At 33.9% G+C, this 22,013-nt stretch carries 17 protein-coding genes; 12 read left to right on the top strand and 5 right to left on the bottom strand.

What is annotated here, in order from left to right; all coding sequences use genetic code 11:
* The first annotated feature begins 120 nt into the window (after positions 1-120).
* The 6 genes from polA to JJL45_RS01960 all read left to right on the top strand — a co-directional run bounded on the left by polA (position 121) and on the right by JJL45_RS01960 (position 11,980).
* Positions 121-2,976, top strand: a complete 2,856-nt coding sequence (gene polA, locus JJL45_RS01935; RefSeq protein WP_068601047.1) for a DNA polymerase I — start codon at positions 121-123, stop codon at positions 2,974-2,976.
* A 103-nt stretch (positions 2,977-3,079) separates the two neighbouring features.
* Positions 3,080-4,321: a DNA cytosine methyltransferase gene (locus JJL45_RS01940; RefSeq protein ID WP_068601045.1), complete on the top strand. Its 1,242-nt coding sequence runs from the start codon at positions 3,080-3,082 to the stop codon at positions 4,319-4,321.
* Between the two features lies 1 nt (position 4,322).
* Positions 4,323-5,792 (top strand): ATP-binding protein, encoded by a 1,470-nt coding sequence (locus tag JJL45_RS01945; RefSeq protein ID WP_068601043.1) that lies wholly within the window; start codon positions 4,323-4,325, stop codon positions 5,790-5,792.
* Entirely contained in the window at positions 5,789-8,617 is a 2,829-nt protein-coding gene (locus JJL45_RS01950) for a Z1 domain-containing protein (protein ID WP_068601041.1), read from the top strand. Before JJL45_RS01945 ends, JJL45_RS01950 begins: the two co-directional genes overlap by 4 nt.
* Before the next feature lie 2 nt (positions 8,618-8,619).
* Positions 8,620-9,600 carry a PD-(D/E)XK motif protein gene (locus JJL45_RS01955; RefSeq protein ID WP_068601039.1) on the top strand — a complete coding sequence of 327 codons (981 nt, stop codon included), beginning with the start codon at positions 8,620-8,622 and terminating at the stop codon, positions 9,598-9,600.
* Positions 9,593-11,980, top strand: a complete 2,388-nt coding sequence (locus tag JJL45_RS01960; protein ID WP_068601037.1) for an AIPR family protein — start codon at positions 9,593-9,595, stop codon at positions 11,978-11,980. Before JJL45_RS01955 ends, JJL45_RS01960 begins: the two co-directional genes overlap by 8 nt.
* A gap of 44 nt (positions 11,981-12,024) precedes the next feature.
* On the opposite strand, the gene JJL45_RS01965 is transcribed toward JJL45_RS01960, so the two are convergent.
* A complete protein-coding gene (locus tag JJL45_RS01965; RefSeq protein ID WP_068601036.1) occupies positions 12,025-12,276 on the bottom strand; it encodes a hypothetical protein in 252 nt (83 codons plus the stop codon).
* Between the two features lie 93 nt (positions 12,277-12,369).
* Positions 12,370-12,513, bottom strand: coding sequence for a hypothetical protein (locus JJL45_RS01970; protein ID WP_202664217.1), 144 nt, complete (start codon positions 12,511-12,513; stop codon positions 12,370-12,372).
* Between the two features lie 217 nt (positions 12,514-12,730).
* Here JJL45_RS01970 and JJL45_RS01975 point away from each other — a divergent pair, with 217 nt between their 5' ends.
* On the top strand, positions 12,731-12,973 hold the full coding sequence (locus tag JJL45_RS01975; protein WP_068601034.1) for a type II toxin-antitoxin system ParD family antitoxin: 243 nt from the start codon (positions 12,731-12,733) through the stop codon (positions 12,971-12,973).
* Complete coding sequence (locus JJL45_RS01980; protein ID WP_068601032.1) at positions 12,970-13,272, top strand: type II toxin-antitoxin system RelE/ParE family toxin; 303 nt, start codon at positions 12,970-12,972, stop codon at positions 13,270-13,272. The genes JJL45_RS01975 and JJL45_RS01980 overlap by 4 nt, the downstream gene beginning before the upstream one ends.
* A gap of 125 nt (positions 13,273-13,397) precedes the next feature.
* Here the strand turns inward: JJL45_RS01980 and JJL45_RS01985 are convergent, their stop codons facing one another.
* The 3 genes from JJL45_RS01985 to JJL45_RS01995 all read right to left on the bottom strand — a co-directional run bounded on the left by JJL45_RS01985 (position 13,398) and on the right by JJL45_RS01995 (position 18,705).
* Positions 13,398-15,356 (bottom strand): YgiQ family radical SAM protein, encoded by a 1,959-nt coding sequence (locus tag JJL45_RS01985; protein ID WP_068601029.1) that lies wholly within the window; start codon positions 15,354-15,356, stop codon positions 13,398-13,400.
* A 135-nt stretch (positions 15,357-15,491) separates the two neighbouring features.
* On the bottom strand, positions 15,492-16,463 hold the full coding sequence (locus tag JJL45_RS01990; RefSeq protein WP_202664218.1) for a lipase family protein: 972 nt from the start codon (positions 16,461-16,463) through the stop codon (positions 15,492-15,494).
* A 610-nt stretch (positions 16,464-17,073) separates the two neighbouring features.
* The gene (locus tag JJL45_RS01995; RefSeq protein WP_068601025.1) at positions 17,074-18,705 is read right to left on the bottom strand and encodes an ABC-F family ATP-binding cassette domain-containing protein; all 1,632 of its coding nucleotides are present in this window, start codon (positions 18,703-18,705) and stop codon (positions 17,074-17,076) included.
* Between the two features lie 221 nt (positions 18,706-18,926).
* Between JJL45_RS01995 and rplM the strand changes: the two genes are divergently transcribed.
* The 4 genes from rplM (at position 18,927) to tsf (ending at position 21,839) form a co-directional block, all read left to right on the top strand.
* Positions 18,927-19,382, top strand: coding sequence for a 50S ribosomal protein L13 (gene rplM, locus JJL45_RS02000; protein WP_067145100.1), 456 nt, complete (start codon positions 18,927-18,929; stop codon positions 19,380-19,382).
* Positions 19,383-19,769 (top strand): 30S ribosomal protein S9, encoded by a 387-nt coding sequence (gene rpsI, locus JJL45_RS02005; RefSeq protein ID WP_067145102.1) that lies wholly within the window; start codon positions 19,383-19,385, stop codon positions 19,767-19,769.
* Between the two features lie 239 nt (positions 19,770-20,008).
* Positions 20,009-20,779: a 30S ribosomal protein S2 gene (gene rpsB / locus JJL45_RS02010; RefSeq protein ID WP_068601023.1), complete on the top strand. Its 771-nt coding sequence runs from the start codon at positions 20,009-20,011 to the stop codon at positions 20,777-20,779.
* An 85-nt stretch (positions 20,780-20,864) separates the two neighbouring features.
* Entirely contained in the window at positions 20,865-21,839 is a 975-nt protein-coding gene (gene tsf, locus JJL45_RS02015; RefSeq protein ID WP_068601021.1) for a translation elongation factor Ts, read from the top strand.
* Positions 21,840-22,013 lie beyond the last annotated feature (174 nt).

A 22,013-nucleotide genomic window follows, 5' to 3' on the forward strand; every position in this document is an offset into this window, starting at 1 on the left:
AATCTTTTTGATGTTAACTATTTTAAACCATAAAACCCCAACCTCAGTAAAGCAAGGTATTATATTTCTTAAATTAAGCCTAAGTTTTCGTAGTTTTGACTTTCTATCAAAACAAATACAATGTCCGATCAAAAACGTCTTTTTTTAGTCGATGCTTATGCATTAATTTTCCGTGGTTATTACGCTTTTATAAAGAATCCAAGAATCAATTCCAAGGGTGAAGACACCTCGGCTATTATGGGGTTTATGAACTCTTTATTAGATGTAATAAAGCGTGAACGCCCAGATCATTTAGCGGTTTGTTTTGATAAAGGCGGTAGCGCCGATCGTGTTGAAATGTTCGAGGCTTACAAAGCCAATCGTGATGAAACACCCGAAGGCATAAAAACAGCCGTGCCATACATTTACGAGATATTAAAAGCCATGCACATTCCTATTATGGTTAAGGACGGCTATGAAGCCGACGATGTTATTGGAACCCTTGCCAAAAAAGCAGAAAAAGAAGGCTACCAAACTTTTATGGTAACACCAGATAAAGATTTTGCACAGTTAGTAACCGAAAATATTTTTATGTACCGCCCTGTTTTTGGAGGCGGTTACGAAACTTGGGGCATTCCGGAGGTGAAAGCCAAGTTTGAAGTAGAAGACCCTATGCAGGTGATCGATTTTCTGGGTATGATGGGTGATGCTAGTGATAACATTCCTGGACTTCCAGGTGTTGGCGAAAAAACAGCCAAAAAGTTTATTGCACAATTTGGAAGCATGGAAGGTTTGCTTGCCAATACCGATCAGCTTAAAGGGAAGATGAAAGAGAAAGTTGAGGCTAACGGTGAATTGGGCTTGCTTTCTAAAAAACTCGCCACTATTATGCTGGACGTTCCTGTGGAATTTAATGCGGAAGACTTTGAAATGTCGGAACCTGATATTCCAAAAGTGACCGAGATTTTCCAAGAATTAGAGTTTAGACGATTAATTGATAATTTCACCAAGACTTTTGCTGTTCAAGGGGTTTCGGGAACTTCAACTGAAACTACTAAAGCTTCAGAAGTAGCAGAAACCAAAGAAACGCCTAAAGAAGTAAAGGCTGCTGGAGCAGGGCAGTTCTCTTTGTTTGGAGCAGACCCTTCTTCCGCGGAAGCGCCAATAACAAACACTTTTGAGCGCAAAAACATAGCAAACACCCCACATTTTTACCAAAGTGTCGCTTCGGGCATGGCCACCAAATTGTTTATTAAAAATTTATTGAACCAAACCAGTGTGTGTTTTGATACTGAAACCACAGGGTTAAATCCGTTATCGGCCGAATTGGTAGGCATTGCATTTTCATGGGAAGTGGGCAAAGGCTTTTACTTACCGTTTCCGGAAAACAGAGACGAAGCTCAAGAATTGATAGAACAATTGCGTCCGTTTTTTGAAAATGAAGCCATCGAAAAAGTTGGTCAGAATTTAAAATACGACATTAAAGTTTTAGCCAAATACAACATTTCGGTAAAAGGCAAATTGTTCGATACCATGCTCGCGCATTATTTAATTAACGCCGATATGCGTCATAATATGGACGTTTTAGCCGAAACCTATTTGAATTACACGCCAGTTTCTATTGAAGCTTTAATTGGGAAGAAAGGTAAAAATCAGTTATCAATGCGCGACGTCGATTTGGAAAAACAAACCGAATACGCCGTTGAAGATGCCGATATTACGCTACAGCTTAAAGAACATTTTAAAAATGAATTGGGCGAGGCTAATACCCAAACCTTATTTGATGATATTGAAATTCCGCTACTTCGCGTTTTAGCAGCCATGGAATTGGAAGGGATTAATTTAGATAAGGCCTTTTTAAACAGCCTTTCGGAGCAACTTAATAGTGACATCGCTACCCTAGAAACTCGTATTTACGAAACGGCTGGCGAGACCTTTAATATTGCATCGCCAAAACAATTGGGCGTAGTGCTTTTCGAGAAACTGAAACTGGTAGACAAACCTAAAAAAACCAAAACGGGACAGTATAAAACGGGGGAAGACATCTTAAGTTATTTAGCCAAGGAGCACCCTATTGTTCAGGATATTTTAGACTTTAGAGGTTTATCGAAATTAAAAAGCACTTATGTAGATGCTTTACCAAATCAAATCGATGAAGTTACGGCACGCGTACACACCGATTATATGCAAACGGTAGCTGCAACAGGGCGTTTGAGTAGTAACAACCCGAATTTACAAAACATACCAATTCGTACCGAACGTGGCCGACAAGTTAGAAAGGCTTTTGTACCGCGAAACGAAGATTATATTTTACTAGCTGCCGATTACTCGCAAATAGAACTGCGTATTATCGCGGCTTTAAGCAAGGAAAAAACCATGATTTCGGCCTTTAAAAATGGTGAGGATATTCATGCTTCAACCGCTTCTAAAGTTTTTAATGTGGCACTAGAAGAAGTGACTCGCGAACAGCGTAGCCATGCTAAAACGGTTAATTTTGGTATTATTTATGGTGTTTCGGCATTCGGACTTAGCAATCAAACCGATTTATCTCGTGGGGAAGCCAAAGAGCTTATTGACACCTATTACGAAACCTACCCGAAGCTTCGCGCTTACATAAGCGAACAGGTAGATTTTGCTCGCGATAACGGTTATGTGCAAACCCTTTTAGGGCGTCGCCGTTATTTAAAAGACATCAACTCTAGAAATGCCGTAGTTCGTGGCGCAGCAGAACGTAATGCCGTAAACGCACCCATACAAGGTAGTGCCGCCGATATTATAAAAATTGCCATGATTAACATCTATAATAAGCTAGAAGCTGGAAATTATAAAACTAAAATGCTCCTACAAGTGCATGATGAATTGGTATTTGATGTGTATAAACCGGAACTAGAAACCATAAAAGCTTTAGTAAAAACGGAGATGGAAAGTGCTTATACTTTAGAGGTGCCGCTTGATGTGGAATTGGGTACTGGTCGTGATTGGTTGGAGGCGCATTAGGGATGATTTGACGAATTAAAAAATAAAATAACTTAAACATAAATTATATCTAATTGAACTTTTTATTTGTTTAATTAAAATTTGAATTCATACAACATGTATTATGTCTAAATTTACATTTATTGATTTATTTTCTGGAGCAGGTGGTTTGTCTGAAGGCTTTATAAAAGCTGGATTTGATCCAATTGCACACGTGGAAATGAATAAAGATGCTTGCGACACTTTAAAAACAAGAACAGCTTACCATTATCTTAAAGATAATAATAGTATTAACATATATCACAAATACTTAAAAAAGGAAATAACAAGAGAAGAATTTTGGAATACAGTACCTCAAAATCTAATTAATTCAGTTATCAACACTGAAATTTCAAAAAAAACTCTTAATTCAATTTATGAACAAATAGATTCTTCCCTTGAAGATAAAAATGTTGATTTAATTATTGGGGGGCCCCCATGTCAAGCTTATTCTATTGTAGGAAGAGCTAGAGACCCAAAAGGAATGGTTGATGACCCAAGAAACCATCTTTACAAACATTATGTAGGTTTTCTAAAAAAATATCAGCCTAAAATGTTTGTATTTGAAAACGTTCCGGGAATTCTATCAGCTAGTAATGGTACTTTTTTAAAAAAAATTTTTAGCGCAATTGATAGAGCTGGTTACAAAATAGAAATACCAAAATCAAAACATCTTAACTCCAAAAATTTTAATGTCTTACAAGATAGGAAAAGAGTTATAATGATTGGCTGGAAAAAAGGGTATAATCATGAATATCCTGATTTTGAAGAAAAACCAATTAAATATAATCTTGGAAAAAGTTTGTTTTCTGATTTACCTAAACTAAAACATGGAGAAGGTTCTCTTGGTATTGTTAAGTACGGCAAACCTATAACTGAATACTTACAAGAAACCGGTATCAGAAATTGCATTGATTTCACTACTCAACATATCGCTAGACCACACAATGAAACAGATTTGGAGATTTATAGAATAGCAGTTAATTTACTTCTTAAAAAAGGAAAAAGATTAAATTATGCTGACTTACCTAAAAGACTAATTAAGCATAAAAACACTACATCATTTACAAATAGATTCCAAGTTGTAGACCCTAATGGTATATCTAACACTGTTGTTGCTCATATAGCAATGGATGGACATTATTATATTCATCCAGATATAAAGCAAAACAGATCAATTTCATTAAGAGAAGCTGCTAGAATTCAATCGTTCCCTGATGATTTCTTTTTTGAGGGTAGCAGAACATCTGCATTTAAACAAATTGGTAATGCGGTACCTCCTTTAATGGCTGAAGGAATTGCTAATAAAATTAAGGAAATGCTATAATATGGATAAATACAGAGCTGAAAATGCAAGACCTAACCCAAAATCAACAATAAATTCCTACCGAAGTTTTGGATATAATTTATCAACAGCTATTGCTGATATTGTAGATAATAGTATTTCTGCAAATGCAGACATGGTAGAAATAAACTACAAGTGGGAAGGAGAAAAGTCTTTCATATCAATCATTGACAATGGAAACGGGATGAATTTAGAAGAGCTTATTGAAGCCATGACTCCCGGTAGCAAAGATCCTGAGGAAATTAGAAATGAGAATGATTTAGGTAGGTTTGGTATGGGACTTAAAACAGCTTCATTCTCTCAATGTAAAAGACTTACTGTTGTTACAAAAAAGAAAGGATACAATACAATAAAAAGATGCTGGGATATTGACTATATCAATCAAATTGAAGAGTGGGCTTTATTAGATTATATTTCAGATTTAGACTTTTTAGGACTACTTGATAAATTTGATTCTGGAACATTAGTATTATGGGAAAATTTAGATAGAATAGTAGGTAATGCTCAAAAAAACAATGAAAGTGTGAAAAATGCTTTCTATGAGGAAATGTCTATTGTTAAAAAGCATCTTGGGTTAGTTTTTCATAGGTTTATTGAAAATTCTAAATTAACATTGAGTTCTAACTCCTATTCCATCGATTCTTGGAATCCATTCTTATATAATCTCACTACAAAACCAGAAATGGGACAACCAGAAAGGATGAAAAATAATGTTGAAGTAACCTATTATATTTTACCCCATATGTCTCGTATTTCACATGATGAATATGAAAAATCTGGAGGACCTTTAGGGTGGTTTAACCAGCAAGGGTTTTACATATATAGAGGAGATAGACTTCTGGTTTCAGGAGATTGGCTAGGACTTGAAAAGAAAAGAGACTATTCTAAGTTAGCTAGAATTGCAATTAACTTTCCTAATACTGGAGATTTTGATTGGAATTTGGATATAAAAAAATCTACAGCAACACCTCCTATTGCAATCCGTAGAGAATTATCTCGAATAGCTAAAATTGCTATTAAGAAGTCTGCTAAGATTTATAATTGGAGAGGACAAAAATCCTTTTCACAAAATGGTAGTGAAAAAAACTTAGAAATGCTTTGGAAAGACACGACAAATAGAGATGGAATCAAAAAATACCAAATCAATAGAAGGCATCCTATAGTAGCTCAAGCTCTAGAAATAGAAGGTTCAAAAAAGATTTTTTCTAAAACACTTAAGTTAATAGAAAGTAATATTCCTATTGAACTTATTTTATACAACCAAAATGAAGACCCTTCTCATCATGAATTAGAGAAAATATCTGAAACACCGGATGATGCTTTAATTCAGTTAGCTATTGATTTGTTTAAAATAAATATAGAAAATGGTATACCTGATTCACTAGCAAGACAGCAGATAATGAACTCTGTACCATTCAATCTTTTTCCACTTATAAACGACTATTTAAAATGAGTAACATAAACGGAACAGCTAGAATGATTGCTCATTCTTTATTAGACCACGAGAAAAAAAATGGAGAAATAACTGAAGAAATAATACTCTCAATAATAGATAAAGTATCCGCAATAGATATTATACCTGGTCAACAAATTAATAAAGAGGATTTATTTGAAGTCTTAATGTCTGACTTAAGTATTGGCCAAGGCTCAATTACTTCAATGACAGATGATATTGAACCATGGCTTAATGACGAAAAGGTAAACATAAAGTTTGAACTTTGGGAAAGGTACAAATTGTATTTAAAAGCAAAAGATCCTTCTTTTCCAATTCCATCACTAGATGATTTTACTGATAAAATCCTAGACAAGTGTGTCAACCCTAAACAGAAAGGCTCTTGGGATAGAAGAGGAATGGTAGTTGGACATGTACAATCTGGAAAAACATCAAACTATGTAGGATTAATAAATAAAGCAACTGACGCAGGTTATAAATTAATCATTGTTATTGCTGGAACAATCAGTTCTCTGAGAAGACAGACACAAGAAAGAATAGATGCAGGCTATATTGGAAGAGACAGTTCTGCTTATTTAAGAAACAAAAGGGAAAATAGAATAAAAGGTGTTGGAGAATTTAAGGTAAAAACAGATATATACCCTTTAACTTCTTCATATTACCTTAAAGGAGATGAAGGTGACTTTAGTACAAAACAATTGCATAATTCTAATATTCCAATTGGTAAAAACCCAGTTGTATTTGTCATCAAAAAAAACAAAACTATTCTTGAAAACTTGATAGATTGGTTGTCTCACAATGAAGATATTAAAACCATTGAAGGACGAAAAAAACTGTTAAATATTCCTGCGTTAATTATTGATGATGAATCGGATTATGCATCAGTAAACACTACCAAAGATATTAATGAAGTTAAAACAATAAATAAACTAATAAGAGTCTTACTTAACTTATTTGACCAAAATACATTTATAGGTTACACTGCTACACCTTATGCTAACTTATTCATCTCTCAAGAATACAATGAAGACTTAACTACTTATGTCAAAGGCAAAGAATATTTCATTGGAGATGACTTATTTCCCAAGCATTTTATTGTAAATATTAAAGCTGCTAAGAATTATATAGGAGCTTCTACTTTGTTTGGATTAGAAGACCTCAATTCTGAAGAAAACACAGAGCCACTAGACATTTTTAGACCAATTTATAGCGAAGAATATAATCCTCCCCTTTTTGAGAAAATCAATCAGCACAATAAAGACGATTTACCTGAATATCTACCAAATAGTCTGAAGTATGCCATCAAATCTTTTATTCTTACTTGTGCAATTAGAAGGTTAAGAGGACATGAAAAAAAACATAACTCAATGCTTATCCATGTTGCTTTATACGTTAAATGGATAGACAGAGTGGCTATGCTTGTCAATGAATTGGTAAAGGAATTCACCAATAATATTGAGGCTAATGATATTGAGTTTATTGAAGATATGAGAAATATCTTTGAGTCTGACTTTAAACCAACCACTGAAAATGTCTTAGAAAATCTTAGATATAAAGACAATAGAATTAAACCTCATACTTGGGAAGAAGTAGAACAAGAAATTAGAGCAGCTATAAAAAAGTTTGATGTTAGAGCTGTTCATGGGACTACTTCATTATCAAAAATCGACTATCATAATATTGCCAATATAGATTATGACAGACATGAAAACGGTTTATCTGTAATTGCTATTGGTGGAGGTAAACTATCAAGAGGAATCACTCTAGAAGGTCTCTCTGTGAGCTATTACCTGAGAACTACTAAAATGTATGATTCACTTATGCAAATGGGAAGATGGTTTGGATACAGACCTAGCTACGTTGATTTATGTAGACTTTTCACTAATAATAGAATTTTTGATTGGTTTAACCATATCACAATGGCTACAGAAGAAATGAGAAATGATTTTGACATTATGAGTTCTCAAAATCTAAAACCTAAAGATTTTAAATTAAAAGTTAGAAACCACCATGGTCTATTGGCTGTAACTAGTGCTTCTAAATTATATTGGTCTACTAACATAAAAATTTCATTTTCTGGAACTAACCTACAAACATACTTATTAAACAAAGACTTTGATTCTATAAGCAACAATTTCAAACAATTACAAACTTTAACTCAGAGGCTTAGCAGCGCAAAAACAATTAATAAAAGAGGTAAATTGAGATATTTAATCTTTAATGATGTGAACACAGAACCTCTAACAGAATTTATAAATGGTTTTAGTGTTGACACCCCACATATAAACAAGCAAGTAATAACTGACTATATTGAATTACAAAGAGCTAAAAATAGTATTAATGAGTGGACAATATGTATAGTATCTAATACTGATAAAGAAGTAGGTTTTTATACCAATGAAGATGATAAGAAAAACAGAAGAAAAACTAAAGGTCTTCCTACGCAATACAATTTAATCTCTGAAGGAAAAACTTACGCCTTGACTTGTAGTATAAGAAATCAGACTGAACCATCTGATCAGTATAAGATAACTAAAAATCAAATAGATGACTTAGTTGATAGACAAGTTGATTTAGAAAAACAAGATTTAGGGTCATACAGTTCAATTAAACAACAAAGAAAAACAGAAAGAAAAGGATTGCTTTTAATTTATGCACTAGATGAAAGAGGAACAAGTGGTTTGACAAACAACACACCTATAGTTGGTTACAGTATATATTTCCCTGAAATAGATAACGAGACTAAAACATCTTATACGGCAACAATTTTTGATGATTTTGATGAAGAAGTTATGCCTGAAGAGGAAAACCTTAAAACTGAATAGCTATGTTAGATTTAAAATCAATTTGGGAGTTTCAAAAGCCTTCCAAAGATGAGTTAATAGTAAAAACGAGAATTGATATATTACCTCAATTTAATTGTTTTGCAGCTACAAATCATATAACAGGCAATCATCTGTATTTGATGGAATTATCAAAACACACTATTATTCCAGAATTTAAAAATTCAAGTTTTAAAGGAGTTAGAATTGCTGTTTTTGACCTTGATGATAGTAAAGAGTTAAATATATATTTAATTGATAATGAACTTAAAGGTATCTTTAGTTTATTTATTGAAAATATTATTGAGGAAATAACCAACATACCAACAGAAAATGAAGCTATTACTATTACATCAAACGTCATTCAAAAATGGAAAAAATTATTTGATAAATTAAACACACAAGGACTAACTTTAGAACAACAAAAGGGTCTTTTAGGTGAACTTTTATTTCTGAATGAATTAATTGATAATAACATAAACCCTGACTATCTATTAAATTGCTGGACAGGACCTGATTATGAAGACAAAGATTTTACACTTGGAACAACTAGTTTTGAAATCAAATTCACTACATCTAAACTACCTAGAATAAAAATCACTACTGAACGACAATTAGAAAATTCAAATCTTGAAAATTTATTTTTAAACAATTATATTTCTGAAACTCTTAAGGAAAACGGTATTTCACTTAATTCAATAGTAGATATTATTCGAGGAAAAATATCAAATAACACAGCTACTCTAAAGTACTTTAATGAAAAACTTGGATCAGCAGAATATAATGATGAAGATAGAGATAATTATAACGCTCAATATGGTATAAAATCAAGATCTTTATATCAAGTCAATGATTCTTTTCCAAGACTAACCACGAATAGCTTACCTCAAGGAATATATAACACCTCCTATTATATTGAAAATTCTGCTATTGAAGACTATAGAGTTGATTTTGACACAATAATTAATGAATTAAAAAATGAATAGAGCTTTAAATAATTATATTGAAGAAGTGAAATCTGAAATTGCAGCTCTTGTATATTCAGATGGTGAGGGATCAAGCTTTGAAGACAAATTCACCGAATACTGCATAGAAATACTTGAATCCATAGGAAAGACAGATGGTGCAAGAGTGCTATCTTTTGTTCATCCTAATTCTAAGGGAGGAATAGACTGGAAAATTAATGGCTACTGTTTAAAAGACAATTACAAAGACGACTCAAATAAAAGTTATTTTGAAACATTAGAACTTTTTATCACATATTATATTCAAGATGACTATACATATAATATATTAAAAACAGATTTTGATAAAGCTCTAAATCAAATTAAACGTTTTATTAATGCAGCATTTAAAAAACATATAGATTATATTGACGCTTCTAATATCGAGTTGATAGAATTATTAAAAGTTATAGGTAAACAGAATCATCTTTTTGATAGAGTTAATATAAATCTTCTTATCAACGGCAATTCTAATCAAAATGTTGATAAAATCGTTATTAATGGTTTAGATGAGAATTTAAGTATTAACCTCAATATTTGGGACATTAATAGATTCTTTAGAATTAATGAAACAAATAGTAGTAGAGAGCCTATAGAAATAGAATTCTCAAAATTTTTAGATCCGCAACAAAAAGGAATACAATGCTTAAAAGTACCTAGTATTGATGAGTTATACGATTGTTATTTAGCTATCATCCCAGGTTCTGTATTAGCTAATTTATATAAAGAATTTTCTAATGAACTATTGGAAAGTAATGTAAGAGCCTTTCTAGGTCAAGCAGGAAAATTTAATAAAGGTATTAGAGATACTATAAGAGAAAAACCACAAATGTTTTTACCATACAACAATGGTATTACTGCTACAGCTAATGAAGTAGAAACTCAAACTATTAATAACAAATTATACATAACCAAATTAAATGATTTTCAGATAGTAAATGGAGGTCAAACGACGGCTTCGTTATTTCATACTCAAAAAAAATATAAGGATGCGGATTTAAGCAGTATCTCTGTCCAAATGAAACTAACTGTTATAAAAGATGTTGAGCAAAAAAATCTAGAAGTTCCAAATATTGCAAGGTTTGCAAACAGCCAAAACAAAGTTACAGAATTAGACTTATCATCTAACAACCCTTATTTTGTCGAAATAGAAAGCTTATCAAGAAAAAAATATGTTGTTAATCCTGAAAATAAAAACCAATCCGTTTTATGGTACTTTGAAAGAGTAAAAGGACAGTATAGGGAATCTATAAATAAACTTACTCCAAGTATGCAAAAGAAGTTTAAAGAACAAAACCCTACTAATTTTAAATTTGTTAAATCAGATATTGCTAAATATATAAATCTATGGGACCTTAAACCATTTATGGTTGCTAGGGGTTCACAAAAGAACTTTGTTGATTTCACTAAAAATATTAATGAATTAGTTGAAAAAAACAAAATGCCAGGCGAAAACTTTTATAAAAAGCTAATCGCTAATGCCATAATTTTCAGAACAGTCGACAAACTATTTGGAAGAAAAAATGTTAACGCTATTGGTGACACAAACCTTAAATCATATTCGGTAGCATATACTATTTCGTATTTCCATTACTTAACAAAAAACAGAACTGATCTTTGGAAAATTTACGCAGAACAACGCTTAAATGATTCTATAATTAATTTACTAAAAGAATTATTAGTTTTTGTTTATAACCACTTAACTAAGAATGCAGCAAACACACTCATATCAGAGTATGCAAAAAAAGAAAGTTCATGGAAAAAACTACAAGAAATAGAATACAGCCTAAATAGCAACGCAACAAAAGACTACTTAATTTCAGAGGAGGAAGCAATTTCAAGAGCTAAAGAAAAAGAAGTTAATCAAAATGACACTGAAAATGAGTTATTTGTAAAAAGTGAAATCAAAAAATTTGGTGTAAAATTTTGGGATGGTTTCAAATTCTATGTTGATAAGCATCCAATAAAAGGATTGGATTATTATGACCTCTTTGATTTAGTTAAAAAGATAAAAGAAAATAAAAATTTAAATTCCAAAGATTGTCATATTGGAAAAAAAGGGTTAGAATTTATTTCTGAAAATCCAAATAAATTAATAGAGATAAAAACTTTATCTACATTAAAAGAAAATGAAGTTATAGAAATAAAGCCTATTTATGATAGATTAAAATTAATAACTTCTGATGATTGGAAAAAAATTATTGCCTTAGGTGAACAAACAAAATTATTTGAGTATAAAGAGTTATCTAATATCAAATATGTAAGTTCAAAACTTTTAAAGAAAGATTCAGTGAAAGAAGGCTCTTTAATTAAGTGTTTTGACTCATTAGATAAAGTAAAAAAGTTTGGAATAAAATTTTAATATCCAAAATCTGTTTAGTCAATATAGAAATAGCTTCTTTTTACCTAAAATAAACCATGATTACCATGCTTCAAATAGTAATCTAATTCGAAAGTCTGACCTTCATCAACTTCTAAATCTTCAGCTAACACAAGGCTAACTGGCGGAAACGATAATCCTGTACCTGCTGCTTGAATTTTTGCTCTAGACCTAGAGCCATCTTCTATATATTCAAGAACAACATAAAGTTGTTCTGGATCTTCATCATGATAAGGTGTATGGAATTTTACGATTTGACCTCTTCTATTTGGCTTCATAATATTATTGTTTTATACAAAAATATAACCTAAACAAATGGTAGTCAACATACAATAAGTAGCATTTTCATTTAACGGAAACTCATAATCCCCCTACCTACGCTTCCGATTCTTCTTCCCTTGAAACTTCACCTTATTCTTGCGTTTATTAAAAGGCACAGCATCATCAAAAGTATGTTTAGCATCGCCTTTAGGTTTGTTTTTACGCCATTTTTCGTTCTTTTCTGGAAGTAGCACTTTTAGTAAATCCTGACGCCCTAGTTTGTTTAAGGATGCCGCAAAGCTTTCTGTTGGTTAAAAAAACATGTGACTTCTTAACTAAAAACGTGAAGCATTGTCCTCGAGGAGACTTTAAGGGTGCCCTAAACGAAATTAACGTATTGATATTCTTTTGTTCTGTGCAATTTGGCAACGTTACCAAGATTTGGTATTTTTGAGTAAAAATATTTTCAAAATGGGAAAAAACACATCAATATCACTCGGAAATCATTTTGAGGAATTTATCAGAGAAGAAGTAAAATCAGGCAGATATGGTTCGGTAAGCGAAGTTATCCGTTCTGCATTACGTTTGCTGGAACGTGAAGAAAAAAAGGAAAGAGAATTAATTAAAGCACTCGAAGTAGGTGAAAATAGTGGTTTTATTGAAAATTTTGACCCAAAACAAAACCTGACTGATTTACATCGCAAACACTTATGAGTAAAAACAAATATCGAATAAGCAAACAAGCGATTGATGATTTAAATGATATTTGGGTATATACTTTTCACAAATGGTCTAAAGAACAAGCTGACAGATATTACGACTTGATAATCGGAGAGATTGAATTTATAGCGGACAACTATTTAATTGGAAAATCGGCTGAACAAACTCGAAAAAACTATCGCGTAACAAAAATCAAATCGCATCTGATTTTTTACAGAAAGGTTGAGAATGAAATTGTCGAAATCGTTAGAATTTTACATATAAGAATGGATATTAAAAAACGACTGATATAAAAAACTGCACACAACAACGTATAAAATACATCCCTATAGTCCCTCAAGGGGCTTTTAGGGGCTCTTAAACGAAATTAACGATTAATATCTATGTTTTGAAATTTGTGACAATTCTCAAATAAAAACTACCTACGCTTCCTATTCTTTTTCCCCTGAAACTTCACCTTATTCTTGCGTTTATTAAAAGGCACGGCATCATCAAAAGTATGTTTAGCATCGCCTTTAGGTTTGTTTTTACGCCATTTTTCGTCCTTTTCTGGAAGTAGCACTTTTAGTAAATCCTGACGACCCAATTTGTTCAAGGTCTTTTTAATCCAGGCTTTATTTTCGTCTTTATACCAAAAGAAAAAACGGTGTTGTTCCTCTTTTTCTTTAGCGGTAATAGGCGTTTTTACTTTTTTAAGCGTGTATGGATGGTAACCACTATAATAAATTACGGTAGCCACCGTCATAGGCGTTGGCGTAAAACCTTGCACTTGCTCCAATTGGAAGCCCATATCTTTAGTTTCAGCAGCTAGGTTAGCCATATCTTCAGCCTCACAAGCCGGGTGATTCGAAATAAAATACGGAATCAACTGAAGCTTCAATTTATTCTTAATATTAATCTTATCAAAACGCTCTTTAAACATATGGAAATACCTAAAAGAAGGCTTTCTCATTAATTTTAAAACCGGATCGCTGGTATGTTCTGGCGCAACTTTTAATCGTCCAGAAATATGCTTAGTCATCACCTCTTCGGTGTAGGCATCTAGTTCTTTCGGGTCCGCATTTTTATTAAATTCCGGCACCAACATATCATGACGAATACCAGAACCAATAAAGGATTTTTTAATTTTTGGGTGACTATCAACCGCTTGGTATAATTCCGTTAACGGTTTGTGCGATGTATCTAAATTGCTACAAATAACAGGCGAAATACAAGACGGCGCCACACACTTATCGCAAATAGATTGTACTTTTCCTTGCATTTTGTACATGTTCGCACTTGGTCCACCAATATCCGACAAATAGCCTTTAAAATCAGGCATATTCGCTACTTTATCCACTTCACGAAGCACCGATTCCTTACTTCTAGAAGCAATAAATTTTCCTTGGTGTGCCGAAATGGTACAAAAACTACAGCCTCCAAAACACCCACGGTGAATGTTTATCGAGAACTTAATCATTTCAAACGCTGGTATTGGCCCACGCTTGTTATATTTCGGGTGTGGTAAACGGGTGTAAGGCAATTCAAAAGACGCATCAATTTCATCTTCCGTCATGGTTGGGTACGGCGGATTAATCATCAAGGTTTTATCCCCAATCTTCTGAAAAATACGACGTGCCGCTAATTTATTACTCTCCTGCTCTATGGTTTTAAAGTTAGAAGCATAGGCTTTTTTATCCTTTAAGCATTTTTCGTGCGATACAATTTCAACATCCTCCCAATTGCTATTTTTCGGAATTTTAGCATCGGCATCCAACAAAACTGCGGTTTGTTTTATGGTATTTATACTACTAAAAGGCACCCCCTTTTGCATTAAACGCACCACTTCGCGCAAAGGCTGCTCGCCCATACCGTAAACTAACATATCGGCTTTCGAAGTTTCTAAAATAGAAGGTAACAGCTTATCGCTCCAATAATCATAGTGGGTAACACGTCGTAAAGACGCTTCAATCCCACCAATTAAAATAGGAACATCGGGAAATTTATCTTTTAATATTTTCGAATACACCGAAGTGGCGTAATCGGGTCTAAAGCCAATATCACCATTTGGCGTATAAGCATCTTTATCGCGACGCTTTTTATTGGCGTTGTAATTGCTAATCATCGGGTCCATACAGCCCCCGGTAATCGCAAAAAATAATTTAGGCGTTCCTAGCTTTTCAAAATCCTGAAGGTTATCATTCACGTTAGGCTGCGGAACAATCGCTACACGCAATCCGTAACTTTCTAGAATACGTCCAATAACAGCAGGCCCGAACGATGGATGATCCACGTAGGCATCGCCACTAAATAATATCACGTCTAGGGCATCCCAGCCGCGTATTTTCACCTCTTTGTTTGTGGTAGGTAACCAATCTGAAAGTTTTAATTCTTGCATAGCGCTGCAAAAATAGTCAAAAAACTACACGACACCATAACTACAATGATTTGATTACCAAATATTTAACTAAAATCAATTTGTTTTTATATTAAAAAGACACTTATAGACGCGTAAATCTAAAAAATATACCATCTACAAATCGCCAGACAAATACTTAAGATCTAAGGCATCATATGAAGGATATTGCCATTTTTTTAAAACCCCAACGTAGTAATTATAAGGTTTGTGCTGAAAAAACTTCGTTTCCTTTTTAAACCATGTTCCGTCTTCATCTTGAACCAAATCATCTAGCTCCGCTTCGGTTAAACCAGTAACATCGACTTCAATTTTAGGGTAATCAAATTTCGGCAACTCTTTGCGCTCACCGGTGGGGTAATAATTAATATCGGCCACAAACTCTGGCATGGTAATACTTCCAAATTTAAAATCTAGAATCCTATTAATTAAAGCATTACTGTTATTAATATATCCGGTTAAGCCTCCTTCAAACAAACGAATAACAGCATCTTGCCCGAGCTTTTTCGGCTTAATTTCTTTAGTTCCCAAAAGCCAAGAAACCACCTTTTCTTTGGTAACCAATCGCTCTTCTTCATAATTGAATGGCATATAAGGCACCGGGTCTTTCGGGTTGACAATAGAATAACTGGTTCCGAGGTGACTATATCTCGTATCGTATTCTTCAGCAAACTCTTTGTTTCCAGACATGGGCTGCGCAAAGGCATAGGTTTTATAACGGTTGTTTTCAGGCAAAACACCTGCTGGTAAATTCTCGAGATAAGCACGTGTTAAAGTCGCCAAAGCACCACCTTGACTATGACCCGTAATGATGATATGATGAATACCAGCTTGGTTGAGTGCGTTGATTTGTTCTATTAAATCTTCAGAAATAATAACCACAGTTAAAGCATAACCAGCATGAACGGCCGCCAAGGCATCTTCAGCAAATTTATAATTAAAGGATTGTTCATTAAGGAGGATACTTCCGTTTGCGGGAATCATAGCAGAATAACAATTTTCAATCCAACTAATTAATTTTGCCGTAGAACCACGGTAGTTAATAATACCAATGGAATCGTTCTGATAAACTTCAAATTTATTGTCCATACTCAATATATTTGAAGTATGACGTAACCGAAAACCCTTGGGAATTATAGCTTCGTTACTCTGAAACTGTTCTTTAAAATTAAAACTGTTACAAAAGGCAATTGCCGTAACAGCTTCCTCTTCATTAAAACCAGGTGGCATTTGCGATGAGACACCGAGGCTATTCAGCAGAAAAATAAAAACGATGAAAATTCTCATGGTACTATAACATGGTATTACATTTATTATTGTGACGCTTTTACTTGATGCCACAAGGACTTCTTACAGCTTCACCGAACATTTGTATCATGCGACCCTGAAACGCCTTGCCTGCCGGCAGGAGTTCAGGGAGACGACAAAACATCGATTTCGTCATTCTGAGCTAGTCTCAGAATCTCATCCTATATACATCACCACTATAAAAGCCTATTAAAAAACACCACAAATATCGAAATTTCCACAGACCCTTCAGGTTTCAAAAACCTGAAGGGTCTTTCATGTAAAAGAAAAAAATATCAATATGGGATATTCCTATTCAGCATCTTTCTTAAGACTATTTTTCACTAAAGGCTTATAATATGAGACCCTGAAACGAGTTCAGGGTGACGTCAACTCAACAATTAAACGCCCTTTACAAATCTATAGCTTTCAAGCTCTCAATTCGGTTTCTAACTAAGAAATCGTCAATCGTTTCAAAATGCTCGATAACACGTTGGTCTTTAAACTCGAATACCTTTTTAGATAAGCCTTGAAGAAAATCTCTATCGTGGGAAACCAAAACCAAAGTACCATCAAAATCTAATAAGGCTTCTTTTAAAACATCTTTCGATTTTAAATCTAAGTGGTTCGTAGGCTCATCGAGAATCAGCAAGTTTACGGGCTCTAGTAATAATTTTACCATGGCTAATCTGGTTTTTTCTCCACCAGAAAGTACGCCTACTTTTTTATCGATAGCATCGCCTTTAAACATAAAGCGTCCTAAAATGTTTTTTATTTGCTTTCGCACATCGCCTTGGGCAACTTCATCAACGGTTTGAAATACGGTTAGTTCTTCATCTAACAAGGCCGCTTGGTTTTGTGCAAAGTAGCCCACCTGTACATTATGACCTAAAGCACAAGTACCATCAACCTCAATTTCACCTAAAATGGCTTTAATCATGGTCGATTTCCCTTCACCATTACGACCTACGAAACACACTTTTTCACCTCTTGCAATAGACATGCTAGCATTTTTAAACACCACATGGTCGCCGTAAGATTTCGAAACCTCTTTTACTGTAATAGGATAATCGCCTGAACGCTGAGTTTTAGGGAAACGTAATTTTAAGGCCGAGGTATCGATATCGTCCACCTCAATAATCTCTAACTTTTCAAGCATACGCTCGCGCGAATTCACCTGATTGGTTTTAGAATAGGTTCCTTTAAAGCGTTCGATAAAAGCCATATTATCGGCAATAAATTTTTGCTGCTCTTCGTAAGCTTTTATTTGATGCGCTCTACGCTCTTCACGCAACTGTAAATAATGGGAGTAATTGGCTTTGTAATCGTAAATACGTCCCATCGTCACTTCAATCGTTCTATTGGTAATATTATCAATAAAGGCTTTATCGTGTGAAATCACCACGACGGCATTGGCTTTATTCAGTAGAAAATCTTCTAACCAAATGACCGACTCTATATCTATATGATTGGTTGGCTCATCTAAAAGAATTAAATCCGGCTTTTGTAGTAATATTTTAGCCAGCTCGATACGCATACGCCATCCGCCACTAAATTCGTTGGTCAATCTTGTAAAATCTTCTTGTTTGAAACCAAGTCCTTTTAATGCCTTTTCAACTTCAGCATCGTAATTCACATCTTCTAGGGCATAATACTTCTCGCCAAGATCGGAAACCCTTTCAATGATTTTCATATATTCATCCGATTCGTAATCTGTACGCGTTTCTAGTTGCTTGTTTAAAGCTTCCATTTCGTTACGCATTTCGAATACATGACTAAAAGCTTTAGAAGCTTCATCGAAAACGGTGGTATTATCTTCCGTTAATAAATGTTGTGGCAAATAAGCAATTACAGCATCCTTAGGAAAACGCACGTTACCTCTTGTCGGACTTTGTTCTCCTGCAATAATTTTCATCATGGTAGATTTTCCTGCACCATTCTTACCCATTAATGCAATTTTATCGTTGGCATTTATGGTAAATGACACGTCACTGAACAAGGTATGTCCGCTAAACTCTACGGCTAAATTATCTACTGAAATCATATGCAAAAATTTAAAGCTGCAAAACTAATAAAAGCATGGTCTTGAAAAACAAATATTTAACTAAAAATGATTTTCAATTTAAAGGGCTTATAATGAATTCAAAATCAGTTAATAAGTGCAATTAAAAATAAGTGAGCTCACTATTTGGTAATCAAATATATAATCGTAAATTTGCAAACTCTTTTTAAGAGAGGAATGTTTAATAATTAAAAATAATTAGTGTGGACACATTAAGCTACAAAACGATTTCAGCAAACAAAGCTACTGCAGATAAGCAGTGGGTAGTTGTTGATGCTGAAGGTCAAGCGCTTGGACGTTTAGCTTCTAAAGTTGCAAAACTTTTAAGAGGTAAACACAAGCCTAACTTCACACCTCACGTGGATTGCGGAGATAATGTAATCATTATCAATGCTGAAAAAATCACGTTATCTGGTAACAAATGGAACGACAAAACGTACATTCGTCACACAGGATACCCAGGTGGTCAAAGAAGTTTAACTGCTACAGAATTGTACGGAAAAGATCCTGCAAGAGTAGTAGAGAAATCAGTTAAAGGAATGTTACCTAAAAACAAATTAGGTGCAAATTTATTCCGTAATCTAACAGTTGTTGTTGGTTCAGAACATGCTCATGCAGCACAAAAGCCAAAAACAATTAACTTAAACGAATTCAAGTAAATGGAAGTAATTCACAAAATCGGCCGTAGAAAGACGGCTGTTGCTCGTGCTTATGTTTCTGCGGGAAGCGGTAACATTACGATTAACAAAAAAGACTTAACTAACTACTTTACTACAGCTACCTTACAGTACAAAGTAAAGCAGCCTTTAGTTTTGACTAACAATGACAGCAACTTTGATATTACAGTAAATGTATATGGAGGTGGTATTACTGGACAAGCAGAAGCTGTTCGTTTAGCAATTTCTCGCGCTATGTGTGAGGTTGATGCTGAGAACAGATTAACACTTAAGCCAGAAGGTTTATTAACTAGAGATCCAAGAATGGTAGAGCGTAAGAAATTCGGTCAGAAGAAAGCGCGTAAGAAATTCCAATTCTCGAAACGTTAATATGCGCATGCTGAACTTAGTTCAGCATCTTTTGAACATGTTTCAACACCTTTATAGGTTTACATCCATATTCAAAATAAACACTCTGAAATTTTCAGAGCATCGATTTAATTTAAAAAGATTCTGAATCGAATTCAGAATTGAAAGTTTAGCATCTAAATGAAGCCAAAGGCCGAAGCTTAACAGCCAAAAACCGAACGGAACATTGCTAATTTAAAAGAACGTAAACTATTACAAAAATGGCAGTAGAAGTAAAAGAATTACTTGAAGCAGGTGTACATTTCGGACACCTTACACGTAAGTGGGATCCAAACATGGCGCCTTACGTATACATGGAGCGTAACGGCATCCACATTATTAACCTATACAAAACAGCGGCTAAAATTGAAGAAGCTGGTGCAGCACTTGCTAAAATTGCAGCATCTGGTCGTAAAATTTTATTCGTTGCAACAAAAAAGCAAGCTAAAGATATCGTAGCTGAAAAAGCTGGAGACATTAACATGCCTTACATCACTGAAAGATGGCCAGGTGGTATGTTAACTAACTTCGTAACTATTAGAAAAGCTGTTAAGAAAATGGCTTCTATCGATAGAATGAAGAAAGACGGTACTTTCATGACTTTATCTAAAAAAGAGCGTTTACAAGTTGATCGTTTAAGAGCTAAGTTAGAAAAAAACTTAGGTTCTATTACCGATATGACTCGTTTACCAGGTGCTTTATTTGTTGTTGATATTAAGCGTGAGCATATCGCGATTAAAGAAGCTCAAAAATTAAACATTCCAATTTTTGCAATGGTTGATACCAACTCTGACCCACGTCAAGTTGATTATGTAATTCCTGCAAATGATGACGCTTCTAAATCGATAGATAAAATTTTATCTCACGTATCATCTGCAATCGCAGGAGGTTTAGCAGAACGCAAAGCAGAGAAAGATGCTTCAGCTAAGGACGATGCTCCTAAAGCTAAAGCAGCACCTAAAGCTAAAGCAACTGCTGAAGAAGAAGAATAAATAACATTTACACAACACAAATAAGTCGTTTAGTTCTTTTCTTTACAGAAAATGTATTGAACGACTTTTTTAAATTATAATCACTATGAGTACTACAGTAAAAGTAACAGCGGCTGAAGTTAACAAATTAAGACAAGCAACTGGTGCAGGAATGATGGACTGCAAAAAAGCTTTAGTTGAAGCTGAAGGTAACTTTGATAAAGCAATCGAAGTTTTACGTAAAAAAGGACAAAAAGTAGCAGAAAAAAGAGCCGACAGAGATTCTTCTGAAGGTGCTGCTGTAGCTAAAATTAATGCAGACCAAACTGCTGGTGTTGCTATTGTTTTAGGTTGTGAAACTGATTTTGTTGGTAAAAACGAAAACTTTTTAGCGTTAGCAAACCAATTAGCTGATATCGCTTTAGATACAACTTCTAAAGAAGAATTTTTAGCTGCCGATTTTGGAGGCATGACTGTTGCAGACAAATTAGTTGAGCAAACTGGTGTTATTGGTGAAAAACTAGACATCACTTCTTTTGAAAAATTAGAAGCTGCTTATGTTGGTGCTTACGTACATATTAACAAAATTGCTGCTTTAGTAGGTTTAACTGCAAAAGTTGATAACGCTGAAACTTTAGTTAAAGATGTAGCTATGCAAGTAGCTTCTATGGGAGCAACTTCATTATCTTACAAAGATTTTGATCCTGCTTATGTAGCTTCTGAAACTGAAGCTAGAATCGCAGTTATCGAAAAAGATAATATCGAATTAGGTCGTTTAGGGAAAACTCTTAAAAACGTACCTCAGTACATCTCTATGCAACAATTAACTCCTGAAGTTCTTGCTGCTGCTGAAGAAGCTGCAAAAGCTGAGTTAGCTGCTGAAGGGAAGCCAGAGAAAATTTGGGGTAACATCTTACCAGGTAAAATGCAACGTTTTATCTCTGATAACACAACTTTAGATCAAGAGCAGTGTTTATTAGATCAAAAATTCATTAAAGATGAAAAGAAAACTGTAGCTGAATATGTTTCTTCTTACGGTGAAGTTGCCATCGCTGGATTTAAACGTGCTTCTGTAGGTTAATTTAATTCCTGTGAAAACAGGAATCTCTTAAATACAAACCACCACTCTAAGCTTTAGAGTGGTGGTTTTTTTTATAACTAAATTCTAAATTCATATAAATTCAAAAAAATAAAAATTTTATGTAGTTTTGCTAAACTTTAATTTCCGCGAAAGCGAGAACCTTTAACAGATTAA

The organism is Tamlana sp. s12, from assembly GCF_016767215.1.
Taxonomy (GTDB): domain Bacteria; phylum Bacteroidota; class Bacteroidia; order Flavobacteriales; family Flavobacteriaceae; genus Pseudotamlana; species Pseudotamlana agarivorans.

Excerpts from the sequence above, each read along its gene's own strand:
- polA (WP_068601047.1), top strand. The coding sequence starts at position 121 with ATGTCCGATCAAAAACGTCTTTTTTTAGTCGATGCTTATGCATTAATT.
- JJL45_RS01940 (WP_068601045.1), top strand. The coding sequence starts at position 3,080 with ATGTCTAAATTTACATTTATTGATTTATTTTCTGGAGCAGGTGGTTTG.
- JJL45_RS01945 (WP_068601043.1), top strand. The coding sequence starts at position 4,323 with ATGGATAAATACAGAGCTGAAAATGCAAGACCTAACCCAAAATCAACA.
- JJL45_RS01950 (WP_068601041.1), top strand. The coding sequence starts at position 5,789 with ATGAGTAACATAAACGGAACAGCTAGAATGATTGCTCATTCTTTATTA.
- JJL45_RS01955 (WP_068601039.1), top strand. The coding sequence starts at position 8,620 with ATGTTAGATTTAAAATCAATTTGGGAGTTTCAAAAGCCTTCCAAAGAT.
- JJL45_RS01960 (WP_068601037.1), top strand. The coding sequence starts at position 9,593 with ATGAATAGAGCTTTAAATAATTATATTGAAGAAGTGAAATCTGAAATT.
- JJL45_RS01965 (WP_068601036.1), bottom strand. The coding sequence starts at position 12,276 with ATGAAGCCAAATAGAAGAGGTCAAATCGTAAAATTCCATACACCTTAT.
- JJL45_RS01975 (WP_068601034.1), top strand. The coding sequence starts at position 12,731 with ATGGGAAAAAACACATCAATATCACTCGGAAATCATTTTGAGGAATTT.
- JJL45_RS01980 (WP_068601032.1), top strand. The coding sequence starts at position 12,970 with ATGAGTAAAAACAAATATCGAATAAGCAAACAAGCGATTGATGATTTA.
- JJL45_RS01985 (WP_068601029.1), bottom strand. The coding sequence starts at position 15,356 with ATGCAAGAATTAAAACTTTCAGATTGGTTACCTACCACAAACAAAGAG.
- JJL45_RS01990 (WP_202664218.1), bottom strand. The coding sequence starts at position 16,463 with ATGGACAATAAATTTGAAGTTTATCAGAACGATTCCATTGGTATTATT.
- JJL45_RS01995 (WP_068601025.1), bottom strand. The coding sequence starts at position 18,705 with ATGATTTCAGTAGATAATTTAGCCGTAGAGTTTAGCGGACATACCTTG.
- rpsI (WP_067145102.1), top strand. The coding sequence starts at position 19,383 with ATGGAAGTAATTCACAAAATCGGCCGTAGAAAGACGGCTGTTGCTCGT.
- rpsB (WP_068601023.1), top strand. The coding sequence starts at position 20,009 with ATGGCAGTAGAAGTAAAAGAATTACTTGAAGCAGGTGTACATTTCGGA.
- tsf (WP_068601021.1), top strand. The coding sequence starts at position 20,865 with ATGAGTACTACAGTAAAAGTAACAGCGGCTGAAGTTAACAAATTAAGA.